14 protein-coding genes, 1 tRNA gene and 1 pseudogene are annotated in these 18,796 nt (G+C 62.9%); all 16 read left to right on the forward strand.

The window, feature by feature from the left end; genetic code table 11:
• Positions 1 to 143 (forward strand): annotated as a pseudogene (locus CY652_RS23100) (elongation factor Tu); the annotation flags it as partial.
• A gap of 61 nt (positions 144 to 204) precedes the next feature.
• Positions 205 to 280: transfer RNA gene (locus tag CY652_RS23105), tRNA-Trp, on the forward strand.
• A gap of 19 nt (positions 281 to 299) precedes the next feature.
• Entirely contained in the window at positions 300 to 695 is a 396-nt protein-coding gene (gene secE, locus CY652_RS23110; protein ID WP_102133039.1) for a preprotein translocase subunit SecE, read from the forward strand.
• A 1-nt stretch (position 696) separates the two neighbouring features.
• Positions 697 to 1,254: a transcription termination/antitermination protein NusG gene (gene nusG, locus CY652_RS23115; RefSeq protein ID WP_102133040.1), complete on the forward strand. Its 558-nt coding sequence runs from the start codon at positions 697 to 699 to the stop codon at positions 1,252 to 1,254.
• A 154-nt stretch (positions 1,255 to 1,408) separates the two neighbouring features.
• Entirely contained in the window at positions 1,409 to 1,840 is a 432-nt protein-coding gene (gene rplK / locus CY652_RS23120) for a 50S ribosomal protein L11 (RefSeq protein WP_102133041.1), read from the forward strand.
• Positions 1,841 to 2,539 (forward strand): 50S ribosomal protein L1, encoded by a 699-nt coding sequence (gene rplA, locus CY652_RS23125; RefSeq protein WP_102133042.1) that lies wholly within the window; start codon positions 1,841 to 1,843, stop codon positions 2,537 to 2,539.
• A gap of 310 nt (positions 2,540 to 2,849) precedes the next feature.
• Positions 2,850 to 3,347 (forward strand): 50S ribosomal protein L10, encoded by a 498-nt coding sequence (gene rplJ / locus CY652_RS23130; RefSeq protein ID WP_102133043.1) that lies wholly within the window; start codon positions 2,850 to 2,852, stop codon positions 3,345 to 3,347.
• A 72-nt stretch (positions 3,348 to 3,419) separates the two neighbouring features.
• Positions 3,420 to 3,800 carry a 50S ribosomal protein L7/L12 gene (gene rplL, locus CY652_RS23135; protein ID WP_102133044.1) on the forward strand — a complete coding sequence of 127 codons (381 nt, stop codon included), beginning with the start codon at positions 3,420 to 3,422 and terminating at the stop codon, positions 3,798 to 3,800.
• A gap of 370 nt (positions 3,801 to 4,170) precedes the next feature.
• Positions 4,171 to 8,277, forward strand: a complete 4,107-nt coding sequence (gene rpoB, locus CY652_RS23140) for a DNA-directed RNA polymerase subunit beta (protein ID WP_102133045.1) — start codon at positions 4,171 to 4,173, stop codon at positions 8,275 to 8,277.
• Positions 8,278 to 8,298: 21 nt separating this feature from the next.
• Positions 8,299 to 12,543, forward strand: coding sequence for a DNA-directed RNA polymerase subunit beta' (gene rpoC, locus CY652_RS23145; RefSeq protein WP_102133046.1), 4,245 nt, complete (start codon positions 8,299 to 8,301; stop codon positions 12,541 to 12,543).
• A 221-nt stretch (positions 12,544 to 12,764) separates the two neighbouring features.
• Complete coding sequence (locus CY652_RS23150; protein ID WP_146010207.1) at positions 12,765 to 13,070, forward strand: hypothetical protein; 306 nt, start codon at positions 12,765 to 12,767, stop codon at positions 13,068 to 13,070.
• Positions 13,071 to 13,224: 154 nt separating this feature from the next.
• Positions 13,225 to 15,072 (forward strand): DNA helicase RecQ, encoded by a 1,848-nt coding sequence (gene recQ, locus CY652_RS23155; protein ID WP_102133048.1) that lies wholly within the window; start codon positions 13,225 to 13,227, stop codon positions 15,070 to 15,072.
• A 239-nt stretch (positions 15,073 to 15,311) separates the two neighbouring features.
• On the forward strand, positions 15,312 to 15,692 hold the full coding sequence (rpsL, locus tag CY652_RS23165) for a 30S ribosomal protein S12 (protein WP_102133049.1): 381 nt from the start codon (positions 15,312 to 15,314) through the stop codon (positions 15,690 to 15,692).
• 182 nt (positions 15,693 to 15,874) lie between these two features.
• Positions 15,875 to 16,345, forward strand: a complete 471-nt coding sequence (rpsG, locus tag CY652_RS23170) for a 30S ribosomal protein S7 (RefSeq protein ID WP_006053291.1) — start codon at positions 15,875 to 15,877, stop codon at positions 16,343 to 16,345.
• Between the two features lie 136 nt (positions 16,346 to 16,481).
• Positions 16,482 to 18,584 carry an elongation factor G gene (fusA, locus tag CY652_RS23175; RefSeq protein WP_102133050.1) on the forward strand — a complete coding sequence of 701 codons (2,103 nt, stop codon included), beginning with the start codon at positions 16,482 to 16,484 and terminating at the stop codon, positions 18,582 to 18,584.
• 53 nt (positions 18,585 to 18,637) lie between these two features.
• Positions 18,638 to 18,796 (forward strand): GTP-binding protein (locus CY652_RS23180; protein ID WP_258002431.1); only part of this gene is annotated, 159 nt, incomplete at its 3' end.

The following is an 18,796-nucleotide window of genomic DNA, read 5'->3' on the forward strand; positions in this document are numbered from 1 at the left end:
AGGAAATGGTGATGCCGGGCGACAACGTGTCGATCACGGTGAAGCTGATTGCGCCGATCGCGATGGAAGAGGGCCTGCGCTTCGCGATCCGCGAAGGCGGTCGTACCGTCGGCGCCGGTGTCGTCGCCAAAATCATCGAGTAAACGCCAGTTCTCGTTGATCGGTTGTTTCGGGGTTGGCGGTGTCGCCGACCCCAAATGGTTTAGGGGTATAGCTCAACTGGCAGAGCGTCGGTCTCCAAAACCGAAGGTTGGGGGTTCGATTCCCTCTGCCCCTGCCAACTTTTCGCGCAATGCGCGATGCTTGAAGGTGTTATGGCGAATCCATCCGTCGAAACGGTAAATACTTCCGGTGACAAGCTGATGCTTGTGATCGGTGTATTGTTAGTCGTGGCCGGATTCGCAGGGTTTTACTGGCTGGGCAGCCAGGAGTGGTACGTCCGCGGCGCCGCGCTGGCCGTCGGGGTGATTGCAGGCGTGGTGGTCGGTCTTTTCTCGGCGCCGGGCAAGAGTTTTATCGCGTTTGCCAAAGATTCGTACAGGGAAGTTCGTAAGGTGGTCTGGCCGACCCGCAAGGAGGCCTCGCAGACAACCTTGGTGGTCTTCGGTTTTGTGCTGGTGATGGCCGTTTTTCTCTGGCTCAGCGACAAATCCATCGAATGGGTAATTTTCTCGGCGATTCTGGGTTGGAAATGATATGAGCGATACTCCGGCATCCCCGAGCGGAAAACGTTGGTACGTCGTGCACGCCTACTCCGGAATGGAGAAGAGCGTGCAGCGCGCGCTTCAGGAGCGCATCGACCGTGCCGACATGCAGGACAAGTTCGGTCAGATTCTCGTGCCGACTGAGGAAGTGGTCGAGGTGAAGGGCGGTCACAAATCGGTGACCGAACGTCGCTTTTTCCCGGGCTACGTGCTCGTCGAGATGGAAATGACGGACGAGACGTGGCATCTCGTCAAGAATACGGCGAAGGTGACTGGCTTCGTCGGCGGGGCACGCAATCGCCCGAGCCCGATCTCGCCGCGAGAAGTCGAAAAGATCATGTCGCAGATGCAGGAAGGCGTGGAGAAGCCGCGCCCGAAGACCCTGTTTGAAGTCGGCGAAATGGTGCGCGTGAAGGACGGTCCGTTCACGGACTTCAACGGCAGCGTCGAAGAAGTGAATTACGAAAAGTCGCGCGTACGGGTTTCCGTTACTATTTTCGGTCGTGCGACTCCGGTCGAGCTGGAGTTCGGCCAGGTCGAAAAGCTGTAAATCGAATGCTGCGGATCCTGCTCATGGGCAGGATCCGTCTTTCGCGTCCGCGGTCCGCGTAATGACTGCCGAGGAGCGCCAGTAGCCGGTATCGCCGGCGAACACGCGTTATTACTCACCCGAACGCTTTCGCGTTCCAACGAGGTTTTCAAACATGGCAAAGAAAATTATCGGCTTTATCAAGCTGCAGATTCCTGCAGGTAAAGCCAATCCGTCGCCGCCGGTCGGTCCGGCACTGGGCCAGCGTGGCCTGAACATCATGGAGTTCTGCAAGGCGTTCAACGCCCAGACTCAGGCGATGGAGCCGGGCCTGCCCGTGCCTGTCGTCATCACGGCCTTCGCGGACAAGAGCTTCACGTTCATCATGAAGACGCCGCCGGCGACCGTGCTGATCAAGAAGGCCGCCAAGATCGAAAAGGGCTCGAGCAAGCCCCACACCGACAAGGTCGGCAAGATCACCCGCGCACAAGCCGAAGAAATCGCTCAAACGAAGATGCCGGATCTCACGGCAGCCGATATGGATGCCGCGGTTCGTACGATCGCCGGCAGCGCCCGTTCGATGGGCATCACCGTGGAGGGCGTGTAAATGGCCAAGCTTTCGAAGCGTCTGCAAGCATTTGCGGCAAAGATCGATCGCGAGAAGCTGTACCCGATCGGCGACGCAATCACGCTCGTCAAGGAATGCGCGAGCGCCAAGTTCAACGAGTCGATCGACGTCGCTGTGCAGCTCGGTATTGACGCGAAGAAGTCGGATCAGGTCGTTCGCGGTTCGGTCGTGCTGCCTGCCGGTACCGGCAAGTCGGTGCGCGTCGCGGTGTTTGCGCAGGGCGAGAAGGCCGAGCAGGCCCGCGCGGCCGGCGCCGAAGTGGTCGGCATGGAAGACCTCGCCGAGCAGATCAAGGGCGGTAACCTGAATTTCGACGTCGTGATCGCGTCGCCGGACACGATGCGTGTCGTCGGTACGCTGGGTCAGATCCTTGGCCCGCGCGGCCTGATGCCGAACCCGAAGGTCGGCACCGTGACGCCGGACGTGGCGACCGCGGTGAAGAACGCGAAGGCCGGTCAGGTGCAGTTCCGCGTCGACAAGGCCGGCATCATCCACGCGACCATCGGTCGTGCGTCGTTCGAGCCGGCTGCGCTGCGCTCCAACCTCGACGCGCTGGTCGACGCGCTGAACAAGGCGAAGCCGGCGACGAGCAAGGGCGTGTACCTGCGCAAGATCGCCGTGTCGAGCACGATGGGCGTCGGCGTTCGCGTCGATCAGACGTCGCTCGTCGCGCAGTAACGCGTAATGTTTTATCGCCGGTTGCCTTTTCGGGCAGCCGGGCAGATGTAAGGGCTTTGGGCGGTTGCGTGGGACTCGTATCCATGCAACCGGTTGTCAAAGACCGTTGGCGGAGGCTCAGTCGTTGGGAGACTCCTTAATGCAGGCCAACGCAGATGGCGAACCCGAAAAAGTTTTGAAGTGCTGAGGCAGGCGGAAGGCGGCAGCGATGCCGGCAACCGTCGGTCGAATTACTCCGGACTGGTCGGACGCCGTTGTTGAATGCGATGCGTGAGGCTTTTGCCGAAGGCATCGAATCTGGAGGTTAACCGTGCCACTGAACAAAGAAGGTAAACAGGCCGTCGTGGCTGAGGTCTCCGCGCAGGTTGCGAAGGCCCAGACCATCGTGCTGGCCGAGTATCGTGGAATCGCGGTTGGCGATCTGACCAGGCTGCGCGCGAAAGCGCGGGAGCAGCAAGTGTATCTGCGCGTGTTGAAGAACACGCTGGCGCGCCGCGCCGTCGAAGGTACGCCGTTTGCTCCGTTGGCCGAGCAGATGACCGGTCCCCTGATCTACGGCATCTCCGAAGATGCCATTGCCGCTGCGAAAGTCGTCAACGACTTCAGCAAGAGCAATGACAAGTTGGTCATCAAGGCCGGTTCCTACGAAGGCAAGGTGATGGACAAGGTCGGCGTGCAAGCGCTGGCCAACATCCCGAGCCGCGAGGAACTGCTTTCCAAGCTGCTGTTCGTCATGCAGGCCCCGGTTTCCGGCATGGCGCGGGCTCTTGCCGCGCTGGCCGAAAAGAAGCTGGCCGAAACCGCGTAAACGCGTGGATGAACGTAGCTGGACGCGAAAGATCGCTGGCTGTAATCCGAATTCAAATCTGGAGTAATTGAAATGGCAATCGCAAAAGAAGACATCCTCGAAGCCGTCGGCGCGATGTCGGTTCTCGAACTGAACGAACTGGTCAAGGCTTTCGAAGAGAAGTTTGGCGTGTCGGCTGCTGCCGTGGCAGTGGCTGGCCCGGCGGGCGGCGCCGCTGCGGGTGGTGCTGCGGCTGAAGAGCAAACCGAGTTCACGGTCATTCTGGCCGAAACCGGTGGCAACAAGGTTGCGGTCATCAAGGCCGTTCGCGAACTGACGGGTCTCGGCCTGAAGGAAGCGAAGGATCTGGTCGACGGCGCACCGAAGCCCATCAAGGAAGCGGTGCCCAAGGCTGCTGCTGAAGAAGCGAAGAAGAAGCTTGAAGACGCTGGCGCGAAAGCTGAAATCAAGTAAGTTTCTGCGCGCTGTGCGAAGGCTGGCGGTTTTCACACCGCCGGCCTTTTTGTGCTTTGTGGGGACTGTGTTTTAGCCCTTTTCTCCGATGCGGAAAAAAGGGGGCGCGGAACCCAGAAGCCAAAGAAAATCGCCTTTCGGCAAGACCGGCCGGCGCTTCTCTTTGTCTTCTGATGCGACTGCAGAAGGCAAGTTTGGTCGGGTAGCGGGCAACATTGGCATCCGCTGCCGTCAGCCAGCGGTTGGTAGCGGCCAACCACCAAGCTTCCAAGGCTCGCGAAGCCATCGGGTCTCAGTCGGTGAACACACTCGGGTCGTTATGCATCGGGCAATCCTGGCCCGACTTACCCCGCCGTGATTCGGAGATCGTATGCAATATTCCTTCACCGAGAAGAAGCGTATTCGCAAGAGTTTCGCGAAACGCCCCATCGTTCACCAGGTTCCTTTCCTGCTGGCTACCCAGCTTGAATCATTCAGTACGTTTCTGCAAGCAGACGTGCCGACCGTCCAGCGCAAACCGGAAGGTCTGCAGGCCGCGTTTACGTCCGTTTTCCCGATCGTTTCCCATAACGGCTTTGCCCGCCTCGAATTCGTCAGCTACATGCTGTCGTCGCCGGCGTTCAACATCAAGGAGTGCCAGCAGCGCGGCCTGACGTACTGCTCCGCGCTGCGTGCGAAAGTGCGCCTCGTGCTGCTCGACAAGGAGTCGCCGAGTAAGCCCGTCGTCAAGGAAGTGAAGGAGCAGGAAGTGTACATGGGCGAAATTCCGCTCATGACGCCGACCGGCTCGTTCGTCATCAACGGTACCGAGCGCGTCATCGTCTCGCAGTTGCACCGTTCGCCGGGCGTGTTCTTCGAGCACGACAAGGGCAAGACGCACAGCTCGGGCAAGCTGCTGTTCTCCGCGCGCATCATTCCGTACCGCGGCTCGTGGCTCGACTTCGAATTCGACCCGAAGGACATCCTGTACTTCCGCGTCGACCGTCGCCGCAAGATGCCGGTCACGATCCTGCTCAAGGCGATCGGCCTGACGCCCGAGCAGATCCTCGCGAACTTCTTCGTGTTCGACAACTTCTCGCTGATGCCCGAAGGCGCGCAGGTGGAGTTCGTGCCGGAGCGTCTGCGCGGCGAAGTCGCGCGCTTCGACATCACGGACCGCGACGGCAAGGTCATCGTGCAGAAGGACAAGCGGATCAACGCGAAGCACATCCGCGACCTCGAAACCGCCAAGACCACGTTCATTTCGGTCCCCGAAGATTATCTGCTCGGCCGCGTGCTGGCGAAAAACGTCGTCGACGGCGAAACCGGCGAAGTCATCGCGAGCGCAAACGACGAGATTACCGAGGGCGTGCTCGACAAGCTGCGCGAAGCGAAGGTCAAGGACATCCAGACGCTCTACACGAACGATCTGGACCAGGGGCCGTACATCTCGTCCACGCTGCGCATCGACGAAACGACCGACCGGATGGCCGCGCGCATCGCGATCTACCGGATGATGCGTCCGGGCGAGCCGCCGACCGAAGAAGCGGTCGAAGCCCTCTTCAACCGCCTGTTCTACAGCGAAGACGCCTACGACCTCTCGAAGGTCGGCCGCATGAAGTTCAACCGCCGCGTCGGCCGCGACGAGATCACCGGCCCGATGACGCTGCAGGACGACGACATCCTCGCGACGATCAAGATCCTCGTCGAACTGCGCAACGGCAAGGGCGAAGTGGACGACATCGACCACCTCGGCAACCGCCGCGTGCGCTGCGTCGGCGAACTGGCGGAGAACCAGTTCCGCGCGGGTCTCGTGCGTGTCGAGCGCGCGGTGAAGGAACGCCTCGGCCAGGCCGAGAGCGAAAACCTGATGCCGCACGACCTGATCAACTCGAAGCCGATTTCGTCGGCGATTCGCGAGTTCTTCGGTTCGTCGCAGCTCTCGCAGTTCATGGACCAGACCAACCCGCTGTCGGAAATCACGCACAAGCGCCGCGTTTCCGCACTGGGCCCGGGCGGTCTGACGCGCGAGCGCGCGGGCTTCGAAGTCCGCGACGTGCACCCGACCCACTACGGCCGCGTGTGCCCGATCGAGACACCGGAAGGTCCGAACATCGGTCTTATCAACTCGCTTGCGCTGTACGCGCATCTGAACGAGTACGGTTTTCTCGAAACGCCGTACCGCAAGGTGACGGACGGCAAGGTGACCGACCAGATCGACTACCTCTCGGCGATCGAGGAAGGCCGCTACGTGATCGCGCAGGCGAACGCCGCCGTGGCCGACGACGGCACGCTGACCGACGAGCTCGTCTCGTCGCGCGAAGCCGGCGAAACGCTGATGGTCACGCCGGACCGCATCCAGTACATGGACGTGGCGCCGTCGCAGATCGTGTCGGTCGCGGCTTCGCTGATTCCGTTCCTCGAGCACGACGATGCGAACCGCGCGCTGATGGGCTCGAACATGCAGCGTCAGGCAGTGCCGTGTCTGCGTCCCGAGAAGCCGGTGGTCGGCACGGGCATCGAACGCACGGTGGCGGTCGACTCGGGCACGACGGTTCAGGCCTTCCGCGGCGGCGTGGTCGACTACGTCGACGCGGGCCGTATCGTGATCCGCGTGAACGACGACGAAGCCGTTGCGGGCGACGTCGGCGTGGACATCTACAACCTGATCAAGTACACGCGTTCGAACCAGAACACGAACATCAATCAGCGTCCGATCGTGAAGATCGGCGACAAGGTCTCGCGCGGCGACGTGCTGGCTGACGGCGCCTCGACGGACCTGGGCGAGCTCGCGCTCGGCCAGAACATGCTGGTCGCGTTCATGCCGTGGAACGGCTACAACTTCGAAGATTCGATTTTGATCTCGGAGAAAGTCGTCGCCGACGATCGCTATACCTCGATCCACATCGAGGAGCTGAACGTCGTCGCTCGCGACACGAAGCTCGGACCGGAAGAAATCACGCGCGACATCTCTAACCTTGCGGAAGTGCAGCTTGGCCGTCTCGACGAGTCGGGCATCGTGTACATCGGCGCGGAAGTCGAGGCGGGCGACGTGCTCGTGGGCAAGGTCACGCCGAAGGGAGAAACCCAGCTCACGCCGGAAGAAAAGCTGCTGCGCGCGATTTTCGGCGAGAAGGCCTCGGACGTGAAGGACACGTCGCTGCGCGTGCCGTCGGGCATGAGCGGCACGGTCATCGACGTGCAGGTGTTCACGCGCGAAGGCATCCAGCGCGACAAGCGCGCCCAGCAGATCATCGACGACGAGCTGAAGCGCTATCGCCTCGACCTGAACGACCAGCTTCGCATCGTGGAAGGCGACGCGTTCCAGCGTCTCGCGCGCATGCTCGTCGGCAAGGTCGCGAACGGCGGTCCGAAGAAGCTCGCGAAGGGCACGAAGATCGACCAGGCGTATCTCGAGGATCTCGACCACTATCACTGGTTCGACATTCGCCTCGCGGACGAGGAAGCGGCCGCCCAGCTCGAAGCCATCAAGGACTCGATCGAGCAGAAGCGTCACCAGTTCGACCTCGCGTTCGAAGAGAAGCGCAAGAAGCTCACGCAGGGCGACGAGCTGCCGCCGGGCGTGCTGAAGATGGTCAAGGTGTACCTCGCCGTGAAGCGCCGTCTGCAACCCGGCGACAAGATGGCGGGTCGTCACGGCAACAAGGGCGTCGTCTCGAAGATCGTCCCGATCGAGGACATGCCGTACATGGCCGACGGCCGTCCCGCCGACGTCGTGCTGAATCCGCTCGGCGTGCCGTCGCGGATGAACGTCGGGCAGGTGCTCGAAGTGCATCTGGGCTGGGCCGCGAAGGGTCTCGGCTGGCGCATCGGCGAAATGCTGCAGCGTCAGGCGAAGATCGCCGAACTGCGCGCGTTCCTGACCAAGATTTATAACGAGTCGGGCCGCGCGGAAGAGCTGGACGGTTTCTCCGACGAAGAGATCGTCGAGCTGGCGAAGAACCTGCGCGAAGGCGTGCCGTTCGCGACGCCGGTGTTCGACGGCGCGACCGAGGACGAGATGTCGAAGATGCTTGACCTCGCGTTCCCGGACAACATCGCCCAGCAGCTTGGCATGACGAAGTCCAAGAACCAGGTGCGTCTGCACGACGGCCGCACCGGCGAGATGTTCGAGCGCACGGTCACGGTCGGTTACATGCACTACCTGAAGCTGCACCACCTCGTCGACGACAAGATGCACGCGCGCTCGACGGGCCCGTACTCGCTCGTCACGCAGCAGCCGCTCGGCGGCAAGGCGCAGTTCGGCGGCCAGCGCTTCGGCGAAATGGAAGTGTGGGCGCTCGAAGCGTACGGCGCGTCCTACGTGCTGCAGGAAATGCTGACGGTGAAGTCGGACGACGTGAACGGCCGGACCAAGGTGTACGAGAACCTGGTCAAGGGCGATCACGTGATCGACGCCGGCATGCCCGAGTCGTTCAACGTGTTGGTGAAGGAAATCCGGTCGCTGGGTATCGACATCGACCTGGACCGCGATTAATCGGACTACTGGAGAGAAGCGATGAAAGCTCTGCTCGATCTATTCAAGCAAGTCCAACAGGAAGAAGTTTTCGACGCGATCAAGATCGGTCTGGCCTCGCCCGACAAGATCCGCTCGTGGTCGTTCGGCGAAGTGAAGAAGCCGGAGACGATCAATTACCGCACGTTCAAACCGGAGCGCGACGGCCTCTTCTGCGCGAAGATCTTCGGTCCGATCAAGGACTACGAGTGCCTGTGCGGCAAGTACAAGCGCCTGAAGCATCGCGGCGTGATCTGCGAAAAGTGCGGCGTCGAAGTGACGCTTGCCAAGGTGCGCCGCGAGCGCATGGGCCACATCGAACTGGCCTCGCCGGTCGCGCACATCTGGTTTCTGAAGAGCCTGCCGAGCCGCCTCGGCATGGTGCTCGACATGACGCTGCGCGACATCGAGCGCGTGCTGTATTTCGAGGCCTACGTGGTGATCGATCCGGGCATGACGCCGCTGAAGGCGCGCCAGATCATGACCGAAGAGGATTACTACAACAAGGTCGAGGAATACGGCGACGAGTTTCGCGCCGAGATGGGCGCGGAAGGCGTGCGCGAGCTGCTTCGTTCGATCAACATCGACGAGCAGGTCGAGACGTTGCGCACCGAGCTGAAGAACACGGGCTCCGAAGCGAAGATCAAGAAGTTCGCGAAGCGCCTGAAGGTGCTCGAGGCGTTCCAGCGGTCGGGCATCAAGCCGGACTGGATGGTGCTCGAAGTGCTGCCGGTGCTGCCGCCGGAACTGCGCCCGCTCGTGCCGCTCGACGGCGGCCGTTTCGCGACGTCGGACCTGAACGACCTGTACCGCCGCGTGATCAACCGTAACAACCGGTTGAAGCGTCTGCTCGAGCTGAAGGCGCCGGAAATCATCGTGCGCAACGAAAAGCGGATGCTCCAGGAGGCCGTGGACTCGCTGCTCGACAACGGCCGTCGCGGCAAGGCGATGACGGGCGCGAACAAGCGTCCGCTGAAGTCGCTTGCCGACATGATCAAGGGCAAGGGCGGTCGCTTCCGTCAGAACCTGCTCGGCAAGCGCGTCGACTACTCGGGCCGTTCGGTCATCGTGGTCGGCCCGACGCTGAAGCTGCACCAGTGCGGCCTGCCGAAGCTGATGGCGCTCGAACTCTTCAAGCCGTTCATCTTCAACAAGCTCGAGACGATGGGCGTCGCGACGACCATCAAGGCGGCGAAGAAGGAAGTCGAGAACCAGACGCCCGTGGTGTGGGACATCCTCGAAGAGGTGATCCGCGAGCACCCGGTGATGCTGAACCGCGCGCCGACGCTGCACCGCCTCGGCATTCAGGCGTTCGAGCCCGTGCTGATCGAAGGCAAGGCGATCCAGTTGCACCCGCTCGTCTGCGCGGCGTTCAACGCCGACTTCGACGGCGACCAGATGGCCGTTCACGTGCCGCTGTCGCTCGAAGCGCAGATGGAAGCGCGCACGCTGATGCTCGCGTCGAACAACGTGCTGTTCCCGGCCAACGGCGATCCGTCGATCGTGCCGTCGCAGGATATCGTGCTCGGCCTCTACTACGCGACGCGCGAAGCGGTCAACGGCAAGGGCGAGGGCATGTCCTTCACGGGCGTGTCGGAAGCGATCCGCGCCTACGAGAACAAGGAAGTCGAGCTGGCCTCGCGCGTCAACGTGCGGATCACCGAAATGGTCCACAACGAGGACAAGTCCGAAGGCGCGCCGGCGTTCGTGCCGAAGATCTCGCTGTACGCGACGACCGTCGGCCGCGCGATCCTGTCGGAAATCCTTCCGCCGGGCCTGCCGTTCTCGGTGCTGAACAAGCCGCTCAAGAAGAAGGAAATCTCGCGCCTCATCAACACGGCGTTCCGCCGCTGCGGTCTGCGCGAGACGGTGATCTTCGCCGACCAGTTGATGCAGTCGGGTTTCCGCCTCGCGACGCGCGCCGGCATCTCGATCTGTGTGGACGACATGCTCGTACCGCCGCAGAAGGAGACGATCGTCGGCGACGCCGCGAAGAAGGTGAAGGAGTACGACCGTCAGTACATGTCGGGTCTCGTCACCGCGCAGGAGCGCTACAACAACGTGGTCGACATCTGGTCGGCGACGTCGGAAGCGGTCGGCAAGGCGATGATGGAGCAGCTCTCGACCGAGCCGGTCGTGGATCGCGACGGCAAGGAAACGCGCCAGGAGTCGTTCAATTCGATCTACATGATGGCCGACTCGGGCGCGCGCGGTTCCGCGGTTCAGATCCGTCAGCTCGCGGGGATGCGCGGCCTGATGGCGAAGCCGGACGGCTCGATCATCGAGACGCCGATCACGGCGAACTTCCGCGAAGGCCTGAACGTGCTGCAGTACTTCATCTCGACGCACGGCGCGCGTAAGGGTCTGGCCGACACGGCGCTGAAGACGGCGAACTCGGGCTACCTGACGCGCCGTCTCGTGGACGTGACGCAGGATCTCGTCGTGGTCGAGGACGATTGCGGCACCACGAACGGCGTCGCGATGAAGGCGCTCGTCGAGGGCGGCGAAGTCGTCGAAGCGCTGCGCGACCGGATTCTCGGCCGCGTCGCGGTGGCGGACGTTGTCGATCCGGAATCGCAGGAAACCCTCTACGAATCGGGCACGCTGCTCGACGAAGTGGCAGTCGAGGAGATCGAGCGCCTCGGTATCGACGAAGTGCGCGTGCGCACGCCGCTCACCTGCGAAACGCGCTACGGCCTGTGCGCAGCGTGCTACGGCCGCGACCTCGGCCGCGGCTCGCTCGTGAACGTCGGCGAAGCGGTCGGCGTGATCGCGGCGCAGTCGATCGGCGAACCGGGCACGCAGCTCACGATGCGGACGTTCCACATCGGCGGCGCGGCTTCGCGCGCGGCGGTGGCCTCGTCGATCGAAGCCAAGTCGAACGGCACGGTCCGCTTCACGGTGACGATGCGCTACGTGACGAACGCGAAGGGCGAGCAGATCGTCATCTCGCGTTCGGGCGAAGCGATCATTGCCGACGATCACGGCCGCGAGCGCGAGCGCCACAAGGTGCCGTACGGCGCGACGCTGTTGCAGCTCGACGGCGCGCAGATCAAGGCGGGTACGCAGCTCGCGACGTGGGATCCGATGACGCGTCCGATCATCACCGAATATGCCGGTACGGTGAAGTTCGAGAACGTCGAGGAAGGCGTGACGGTCGCCAAGCAGATCGACGACGTGACGGGCCTTTCGACGCTCGTCGTGATCGATGCGAAGCGCCGCGGCTCGCAGGCGGGCAAGAGCGTGCGTCCGCAGGTGAAGCTGCTCGACGCGAGCGGCGAGGAAGTGAAGATCCCGGGCACCGAGCATGCGGTGCAGATCGGCTTCCAGGTCGGCGCGCTGATTACCGTGAAGGACGGCCAGCAGGTCCAGGTCGGCGAAGTGCTCGCGCGTATTCCGACCGAATCGCAGAAGACGCGCGACATCACGGGCGGTCTGCCGCGCGTGGCCGAGCTTTTCGAGGCGCGTTCGCCGAAGGATGCGGGCATCCTCGCGGAAGTCACCGGTACGGTGTCGTTCGGCAAGGACACGAAGGGCAAACAGCGTCTCGTCATCACGGACCTTGAGGGCAACCAGCACGAGTTCCTGATCGCGAAGGAAAAGCAGGTGCTCGTGCACGACGGTCAGGTCGTCAACAAGGGCGAAATGATCGTCGACGGGCCGGCCGATCCGCACGACATCCTGCGTCTGCAGGGCGTCGAGGCGCTGTCGCGCTACATCGTGGACGAAGTGCAGGACGTGTACCGTCTGCAGGGCGTGAAGATCAACGACAAGCACATCGAAGTGATCGTGCGCCAGATGCTGCGTCGCGTGCAGATCGTCGACAACGGCGATACGCGCTTCATCCCGGGCGAACAGGTCGAGCGGTCGGACATGCTCGACGAGAACGACCGGATGGCGGCGGAGGACAAGCGCCCGGCCAACTACGAGAACGTGCTGCTCGGTATCACGAAGGCGTCGCTGTCGACCGACTCGTTCATCTCCGCGGCATCGTTCCAGGAAACGACCCGCGTGCTGACCGAAGCGGCGATCATGGGCAAGCGCGACGACCTGCGCGGTCTGAAGGAGAACGTGATCGTCGGCCGTCTGATTCCGGCCGGTACTGGCCTTGCGTTCCACAAGGCGCGCAAGAGCAAGGAACTGGCGGATCGCGAACGCTTCGACCAGATCGCGGCGGAAGAGGCTACTTCGTTCGAGTTCGGCACGCCGGAGACCCCGCCCGCCGAGCAGCAGCACACGGGCGAGTAAGCGGGGCGGAGACGGCCGTCGGGCCGTTTCCTCGCCGGCTGTCGCCGCAAGCCGTCCGGTTTCGACCGGGCGGCTTTTTTTGTATCCGGGCCCGGCATGGTCGCGTCGGCGGACGATCGGCCTGACCGTCGTCCGTGCGCGACGCGGGTCGCCCGTGCTACCTTAGTGGGTTGCCGCGACGGCTCGCGGGAAGCGTTTATCTGTGTCTGGGAGGCAGCATCATGTGGGTCGTTGGAGTCGGATTGTTTCTGAATCTGCTGGCGTCGGTCGGCATTTTTTCGTGGTTGCTGCACCATGCCGGCATTTCCCAGGCGGCCGCGTTCTTCGCGGCTTTCCTGTTTGTCTGGGGCTTCATCCTCGTCGGATTCATCATGCTGATCGGCGGGAAGCGCACCATCGGCGCGGTCCTCGTCACGATCGGCTCGCTCATCTTCGTTCCCGTCGGGGTCGGACTCGTGGCCATCGTCGGCAGCATCCGGGTGGCGCTCAGAAAGGACCCTGTGCCCGAGTTGCGCGACGTCCGCTGATCCGCGGCTTTTCTCGCGCCGGGCGCGGCTCGCGCATCCGCAATCAATCGTCCGCAACCGGCCCAACGGCCAGTCCTGGCGAGGGACCCGGGCGGAACCCGCCCGGATTGGTAGAATCGGCACCACCGCCATCGCCTCCTCGCCCTTCCTTCTCATGTCCCGCTCGCTCGAAATTCTCAACGAAGTCTTCGGTTATCCCGCTTTTCGGGGGCAGCAAGCCGAAATCGTCGAGCAAGTCGCGACGGGCGGCGATTGCCTCGTGCTGATGCCCACGGGCGGGGGCAAATCGCTGTGCTACCAGATTCCGGCGCTCATGCGGCACGAGGCAGGGCTAGGCGCGGGCATCGTCGTGTCGCCGCTGATCGCGCTGATGCAGGATCAGGTAGCCGCGCTGACCGAAGTGGGCGTGAGGGCCGCCTACCTGAACTCGACGCTCTCGGGCGCCGAGGCGGCGGCGACGGAGCGCGCCTTGCGTGAGGGCGAACTCGACTTGCTGTACGTCGCGCCCGAGCGCCTGATGACGCCGCGTTTTCTCGATCTGCTCGAGCGCACGCGCATCGGGCTCTTCGCCATCGACGAGGCGCACTGCGTGTCCCAATGGGGGCACGACTTCCGGCCCGAATACATCCAGCTTTCCGTGCTGCACGAACGGTTCGCGTCGGTGCCGCGCATCGCGCTCACCGCGACTGCCGACGCGATTACGCGCGACGAGATCGTGCACCGCCTCGCGCTCGACGAGGCGCGCATTTTCGTGTCGAGCTTCGATCGTCCGAACATCCGCTACCGGATCGTCGAAAAAGACAACGCGCGGGCGCAACTGCTCGATTTCATCCGCGCCGAGCACACGCGCGCGGACGGGACGACCGATGCCGGCGTCGTTTATTGCCTGTCGCGCCGCAAGGTCGAGGAAACGGCCGAATGGCTGAAGGGCCAGGGCATCCGCGCGCTGCCGTATCACGCGGGCATGGAGTTCGAAGTGCGCCAGCGGCACCAGGAGATGTTCCAGCGCGAGGAAGGCATCGTGATGTGCGCGACGATCGCGTTCGGCATGGGCATCGACAAGCCCGACGTGCGTTTCGTGGCGCACCTCGATTTGCCGAAGAGCGTCGAGGGCTATTACCAGGAGACGGGGCGGGCGGGCCGGGACGGCATGGCGTCGAACGCCTGGATGGCTTACGGCCTCGGTGACGTGGTGCAGCAGCGCAAGATGATCGACGAGTCCGATGCCGACGACGCGCACAAGCGCGTGCAGACGGGCAAGCTCGACGCGCTGCTCGGGCTCTGCGAAACGGCGTCGTGCCGGCGTGTGCGGCTGCTTGCCTATTTCGGCGAAGCGAGCCAGCCCTGCGGCAACTGCGACACCTGTCTGGAGCCGCCCGACACCTGGGATGCGACGCGCGAGGCGCAGATGGCGCTGTCGTGCGTGTTTCGCGCCCGGCGCGCGAGCGGCTTCAATTTCGGCGCCGGGCATATGATTGACATCCTGCGCGGCAACCGCAGCGAAAAGATCCTGCAGCGCGGGCACGAGCAATTGACGACGTTCGGCATTGGCGCGGCACTGTCCGAGCCCGAATGGCGCGCGATTTTCCGGCAATTGGTCGCGTTTGGCTATCTCGCCGTCGATCACGACGGTTTCGGCGCGCTGGTGCTGACCGAGGCGAGCAAGCCCGTCCTCAAGGGCGAGCAGACGGTGACGATGCGCCGCTACGTGAAGCCGACCCGTACTCGTCAGGCGTCCGGGCGCACCAGCGAGCGGGCCGATCCGACCCTCGGCATGAGTCCGCTCCAGCGCACGCGCTGGGAGCGTCTGCGGCTTTGGCGGGCCGATACCGCGAAGAGCGAGGGCGTGCCGGCCTACGTGATCTTTCACGACGCGACGCTGGCCGAGATTGCGCGCGGGGCGCCGGACAGCGTCGAGAGCCTGCGCCAGATTCCGGGGATCGGTGCCCGCAAGCTCGCCCGTTTCGGCGAGGAATTGCTCGAAGTCGTCGCCGGCGAATAGGGGCGGGAGCGGGACTGTGTGCTCCGGTTCGCCCGGGTCTGTTGCCGCTTGCGCAAGCTATTGACGCGCTTGGCATTTTCCGAATAATATGTTGGGTTCCGATTCTTGGGGTGTCTGCGCGCGCGGTTTTTTGCGCCGGGCGTACGCTGGGTGCCGTGAGTCGGGGTTTTCGATGCTCGCCGTTTTCCGCTTTGCCCGGAAATGAATGCATCGATTTTGTTCAATTTCAGGAATAAACAATGCCAACCATCAATCAACTGGTTCGCAAAGGCCGCACTTCGGAAATCACGAAGAGCAAGAGTCCGGCCTTGCAGGACTGCCCGCAGCGTCGCGGCGTGTGCACTCGCGTGTACACCACGACGCCGAAGAAGCCGAACTCGGCGCTCCGTAAGGTGGCCAAGGTTCGCCTGACCAACGGCTTCGAAGTGATCTCGTACATCGGCGGTGAAGGCCACAACCTGCAGGAGCACTCGGTCGTGCTGATCCGCGGCGGCCGGGTGAAGGACTTGCCGGGCGTGCGCTACCACATGGTTCGCGGCTCGCTGGATACCCAGGGCGTCAAGGATCGCAAGCAGGCGCGTTCGAAGTACGGCGCGAAGCGCGCCAAGGCCGCGAAGTAAAGGCGGCTGGCTGTACAAGCGTCGCCTGCTGGCAGGCGATGGAGGCGACGGGTGCCGGATTGGCCGGTGCTGTCGAGTAAGTGGTCACCCGACCGGGCTGGTAAGTCGTTACGGATGAATCGGGTTAGTTGGTGGCCGCGGAGCCGCGATTGAGCTCCAACTGAAAAATCAAGGGAAGAAACATGCCGCGTCGTCGCGAAGTCCCCAAGCGGGAAGTGTTGCCGGATCCGAAATTCGGCAACGTGGATGTAGCCAAGTTCATGAACGTGCTGATGCTCTCCGGCAAGAAGTCGGTGGCCGAGCGCATCGTGTACGGCGCTTTCGAACAGATCCAGACCAAGGGTGGCAAGGACCCGCTGGAAGTGTTCACTGTCGCGCTCAACAACGTGAAGCCGGTGGTCGAAGTGAAGAGCCGCCGCGTGGGTGGAGCGAACTATCAGGTTCCGGTCGAAGTGCGTCCGTCGCGTCGTATGGCATTGGCGATGCGTTGGTTGCGTGAGGCCGCGAAGAAGCGCAGCGAGAAGTCGATGGCCCTGCGTCTCGCAGGTGAACTCAGCGAAGCGGCCGAAGGCCGCGGCGGCGCGATGAAGAAGCGCGACGAAGTTCACCGGATGGCCGAGGCCAACAAGGCGTTCTCGCATTTCCGTTTCTAGGACGTCCCGCCCCGGGACTGGCAATAAATAAAGACGGAAAAAATCCGGGCGGGTGCGCTTCTCAGGCGCCTCGCCCGTTTGTGTTCAGGCGCTCCGGAACGGATTTCCGGGGCGCCACCTCCCATAGAGGATCAAAGTGGCTCGCAAGACTCCCATCGAGCGCTACCGCAATATCGGTATCAGCGCTCACATCGACGCCGGCAAGACGACGACGACCGAGCGCATTCTGTTTTACACCGGCGTGAACCACAAGATTGGCGAAGTTCACGACGGCGCTGCCACCATGGACTGGATGGAGCAGGAGCAGGAGCGCGGCATCACGATTACGTCCGCTGCTACCACTGCCTTCTGGAAGGGCATGGGCAACAACTATCCGGAACATCGGATCAACATCATCGACACCCCGGGGCACGTCGACTTCACGATCGAAGTCGAGCGCTCGATGCGCGTGCTCGACGGCGCGTGCATGGTTTATTGCGCCGTGGGCGGCGTGCAGCCGCAGTCGGAAACGGTGTGGCGCCAGGCCAACAAGTACAAGGTTCCCCGTCTCGCGTTCGTCAACAAGATGGACCGTACCGGCGCGAACTTCTTCAAGGTCTATGACCAGCTCAAGACCCGCCTGAAGGCGAACCCGGTGCCCGTCGTGGTGCCGATCGGTTCGGAAGAAAACTTCAAGGGCGTGGTCGATCTGCTGAAGATGAAGGCGATCGTTTGGGACGAAGCGTCGCAAGGCACGAAGTTCGACTACGTCGACATCCCGGCGGAACTCGTCGACACGTGCAACGAGTGGCGCGAAAAGATGATCGAGTCGGCCGCCGAAGCGAGCGAAGAGCTGATGGACAAGTACCTCGGCGGCGAAGCGCTGTCCGAGGCGGAAGTCGTCAAGGCGCTGCGCGACCGCACGATCGCCTGCGAAATCCAGCCGATGCTTTGCGGCACCGCGTTCAAGAACAAGGGCGTGCAGCGCATGCTCGACGCCGTGATCGACTTCCTGCCGTCGCCGGTCGACATTCCGCCGGTCAAGGGCGAGCTCGAAAGCGGCGAAACGGCCGAGCGCCGTGCTGCCGACGACGAGAAGTTCTCGGCCCTCGCGTTCAAGATCATGACTGACCCGTTCGTCGGCCAGTTGATCTTCTTCCGCGCTTACTCGGGCGTGGTGAAGTCGGGCGACACGGTGCTGAACTCGACCAAGGGCAAGAAAGAGCGCCTCGGCCGTATTCTGCAGATGCACGCGAACAACCGCGAGGAAATCAAGGAAGTTTGCGCGGGCGACATCGCCGCCGCCGTCGGCCTGAAAGAGGCGACGACGGGCGACACGCTGTGCGATCCGGCGCACCCGATCGTGCTGGAACGCATGGTGTTCCCGGAGCCGGTGATTTCGCAGGCCGTCGAGCCGAAGACGAAGGCCGACCAGGAAAAGATGGGCCTCGCGCTGAACCGTCTCGCACAGGAAGACCCGTCGTTCCGCGTGCAAACGGACGAAGAATCGGGCCAGACGATCATTTCGGGCATGGGCGAGCTGCACCTCGAAATTCTCGTCGACCGGATGAAGCGCGAATTCGGCGTGGAAGCGACCGTCGGCAAGCCGCAGGTGGCGTACCGCGAAACGATCCGTGCGACGGCGACCGACGTCGAAGGCAAGTTCGTCAAGCAGTCGGGCGGCCGCGGCCAGTACGGCCACGCCGTCATCACGCTCGAGCCGAACGAGCAGGGCAAGGGCTACGAGTTCCTCGACGAGATCAAGGGCGGCGTGATTCCGCGCGAATACATTCCGGCCGTGGACAAGGGCATCCAGGACACGCTGAAGAGCGGCGTGCTCGCGGGCTTCCCGGTCGTCGACGTGAAGGTTCACCTGACGTTCGGTTCGTACCACGACGTGGACTCGAACGAAAACGCGTTCCGCATGGCCGGTTCGATGGCCTTCAAGGACGCGATGCGCAAGGCGACCCCGGTCATCCTCGAGCCGATGATGGCCGTCGAAGTCGAGACGCCCGAAGACTACATGGGCAACGTGATGGGCGACCTGTCGGGCCGCCGCGGCATCGTGCAGGGCATGGAAGACATGGTCGGCGGCGGCAAGATCGTGCGCGCCGAAGTGCCGTTGTCCGAAATGTTCGGTTACTCGACGTCGCTGCGTTCGCTGACGCAGGGCCGCGCGACCTACACGATGGAGTTCAAGCATTACGCAGAAGCTCCGCGGAACGTGGCCGACACGATCATCAACGCGAAGGCGAAGTAACCAGTCGACGCTGACTAAGTTCACTGATTCAATTTTTTTGAAAGAAGAGAAACATGGCTAAAGGTAAATTTGAGCGGACCAAGCCGCACGTGAACGTGGGCACGATTGGTCACGTAGACCACGGGAAGACGACGCTGACGGCGGCGATTGCGACGGTGCTGTCGTCGAAGTTCGGCGGCGAGGCGAAGAAGTACGACGAGATCGACGCGGCG

This window comes from Burkholderia sp. WAC0059 (assembly GCF_002870125.1).
Taxonomy (GTDB): Bacteria; Pseudomonadota; Gammaproteobacteria; order Burkholderiales; family Burkholderiaceae; genus Paraburkholderia.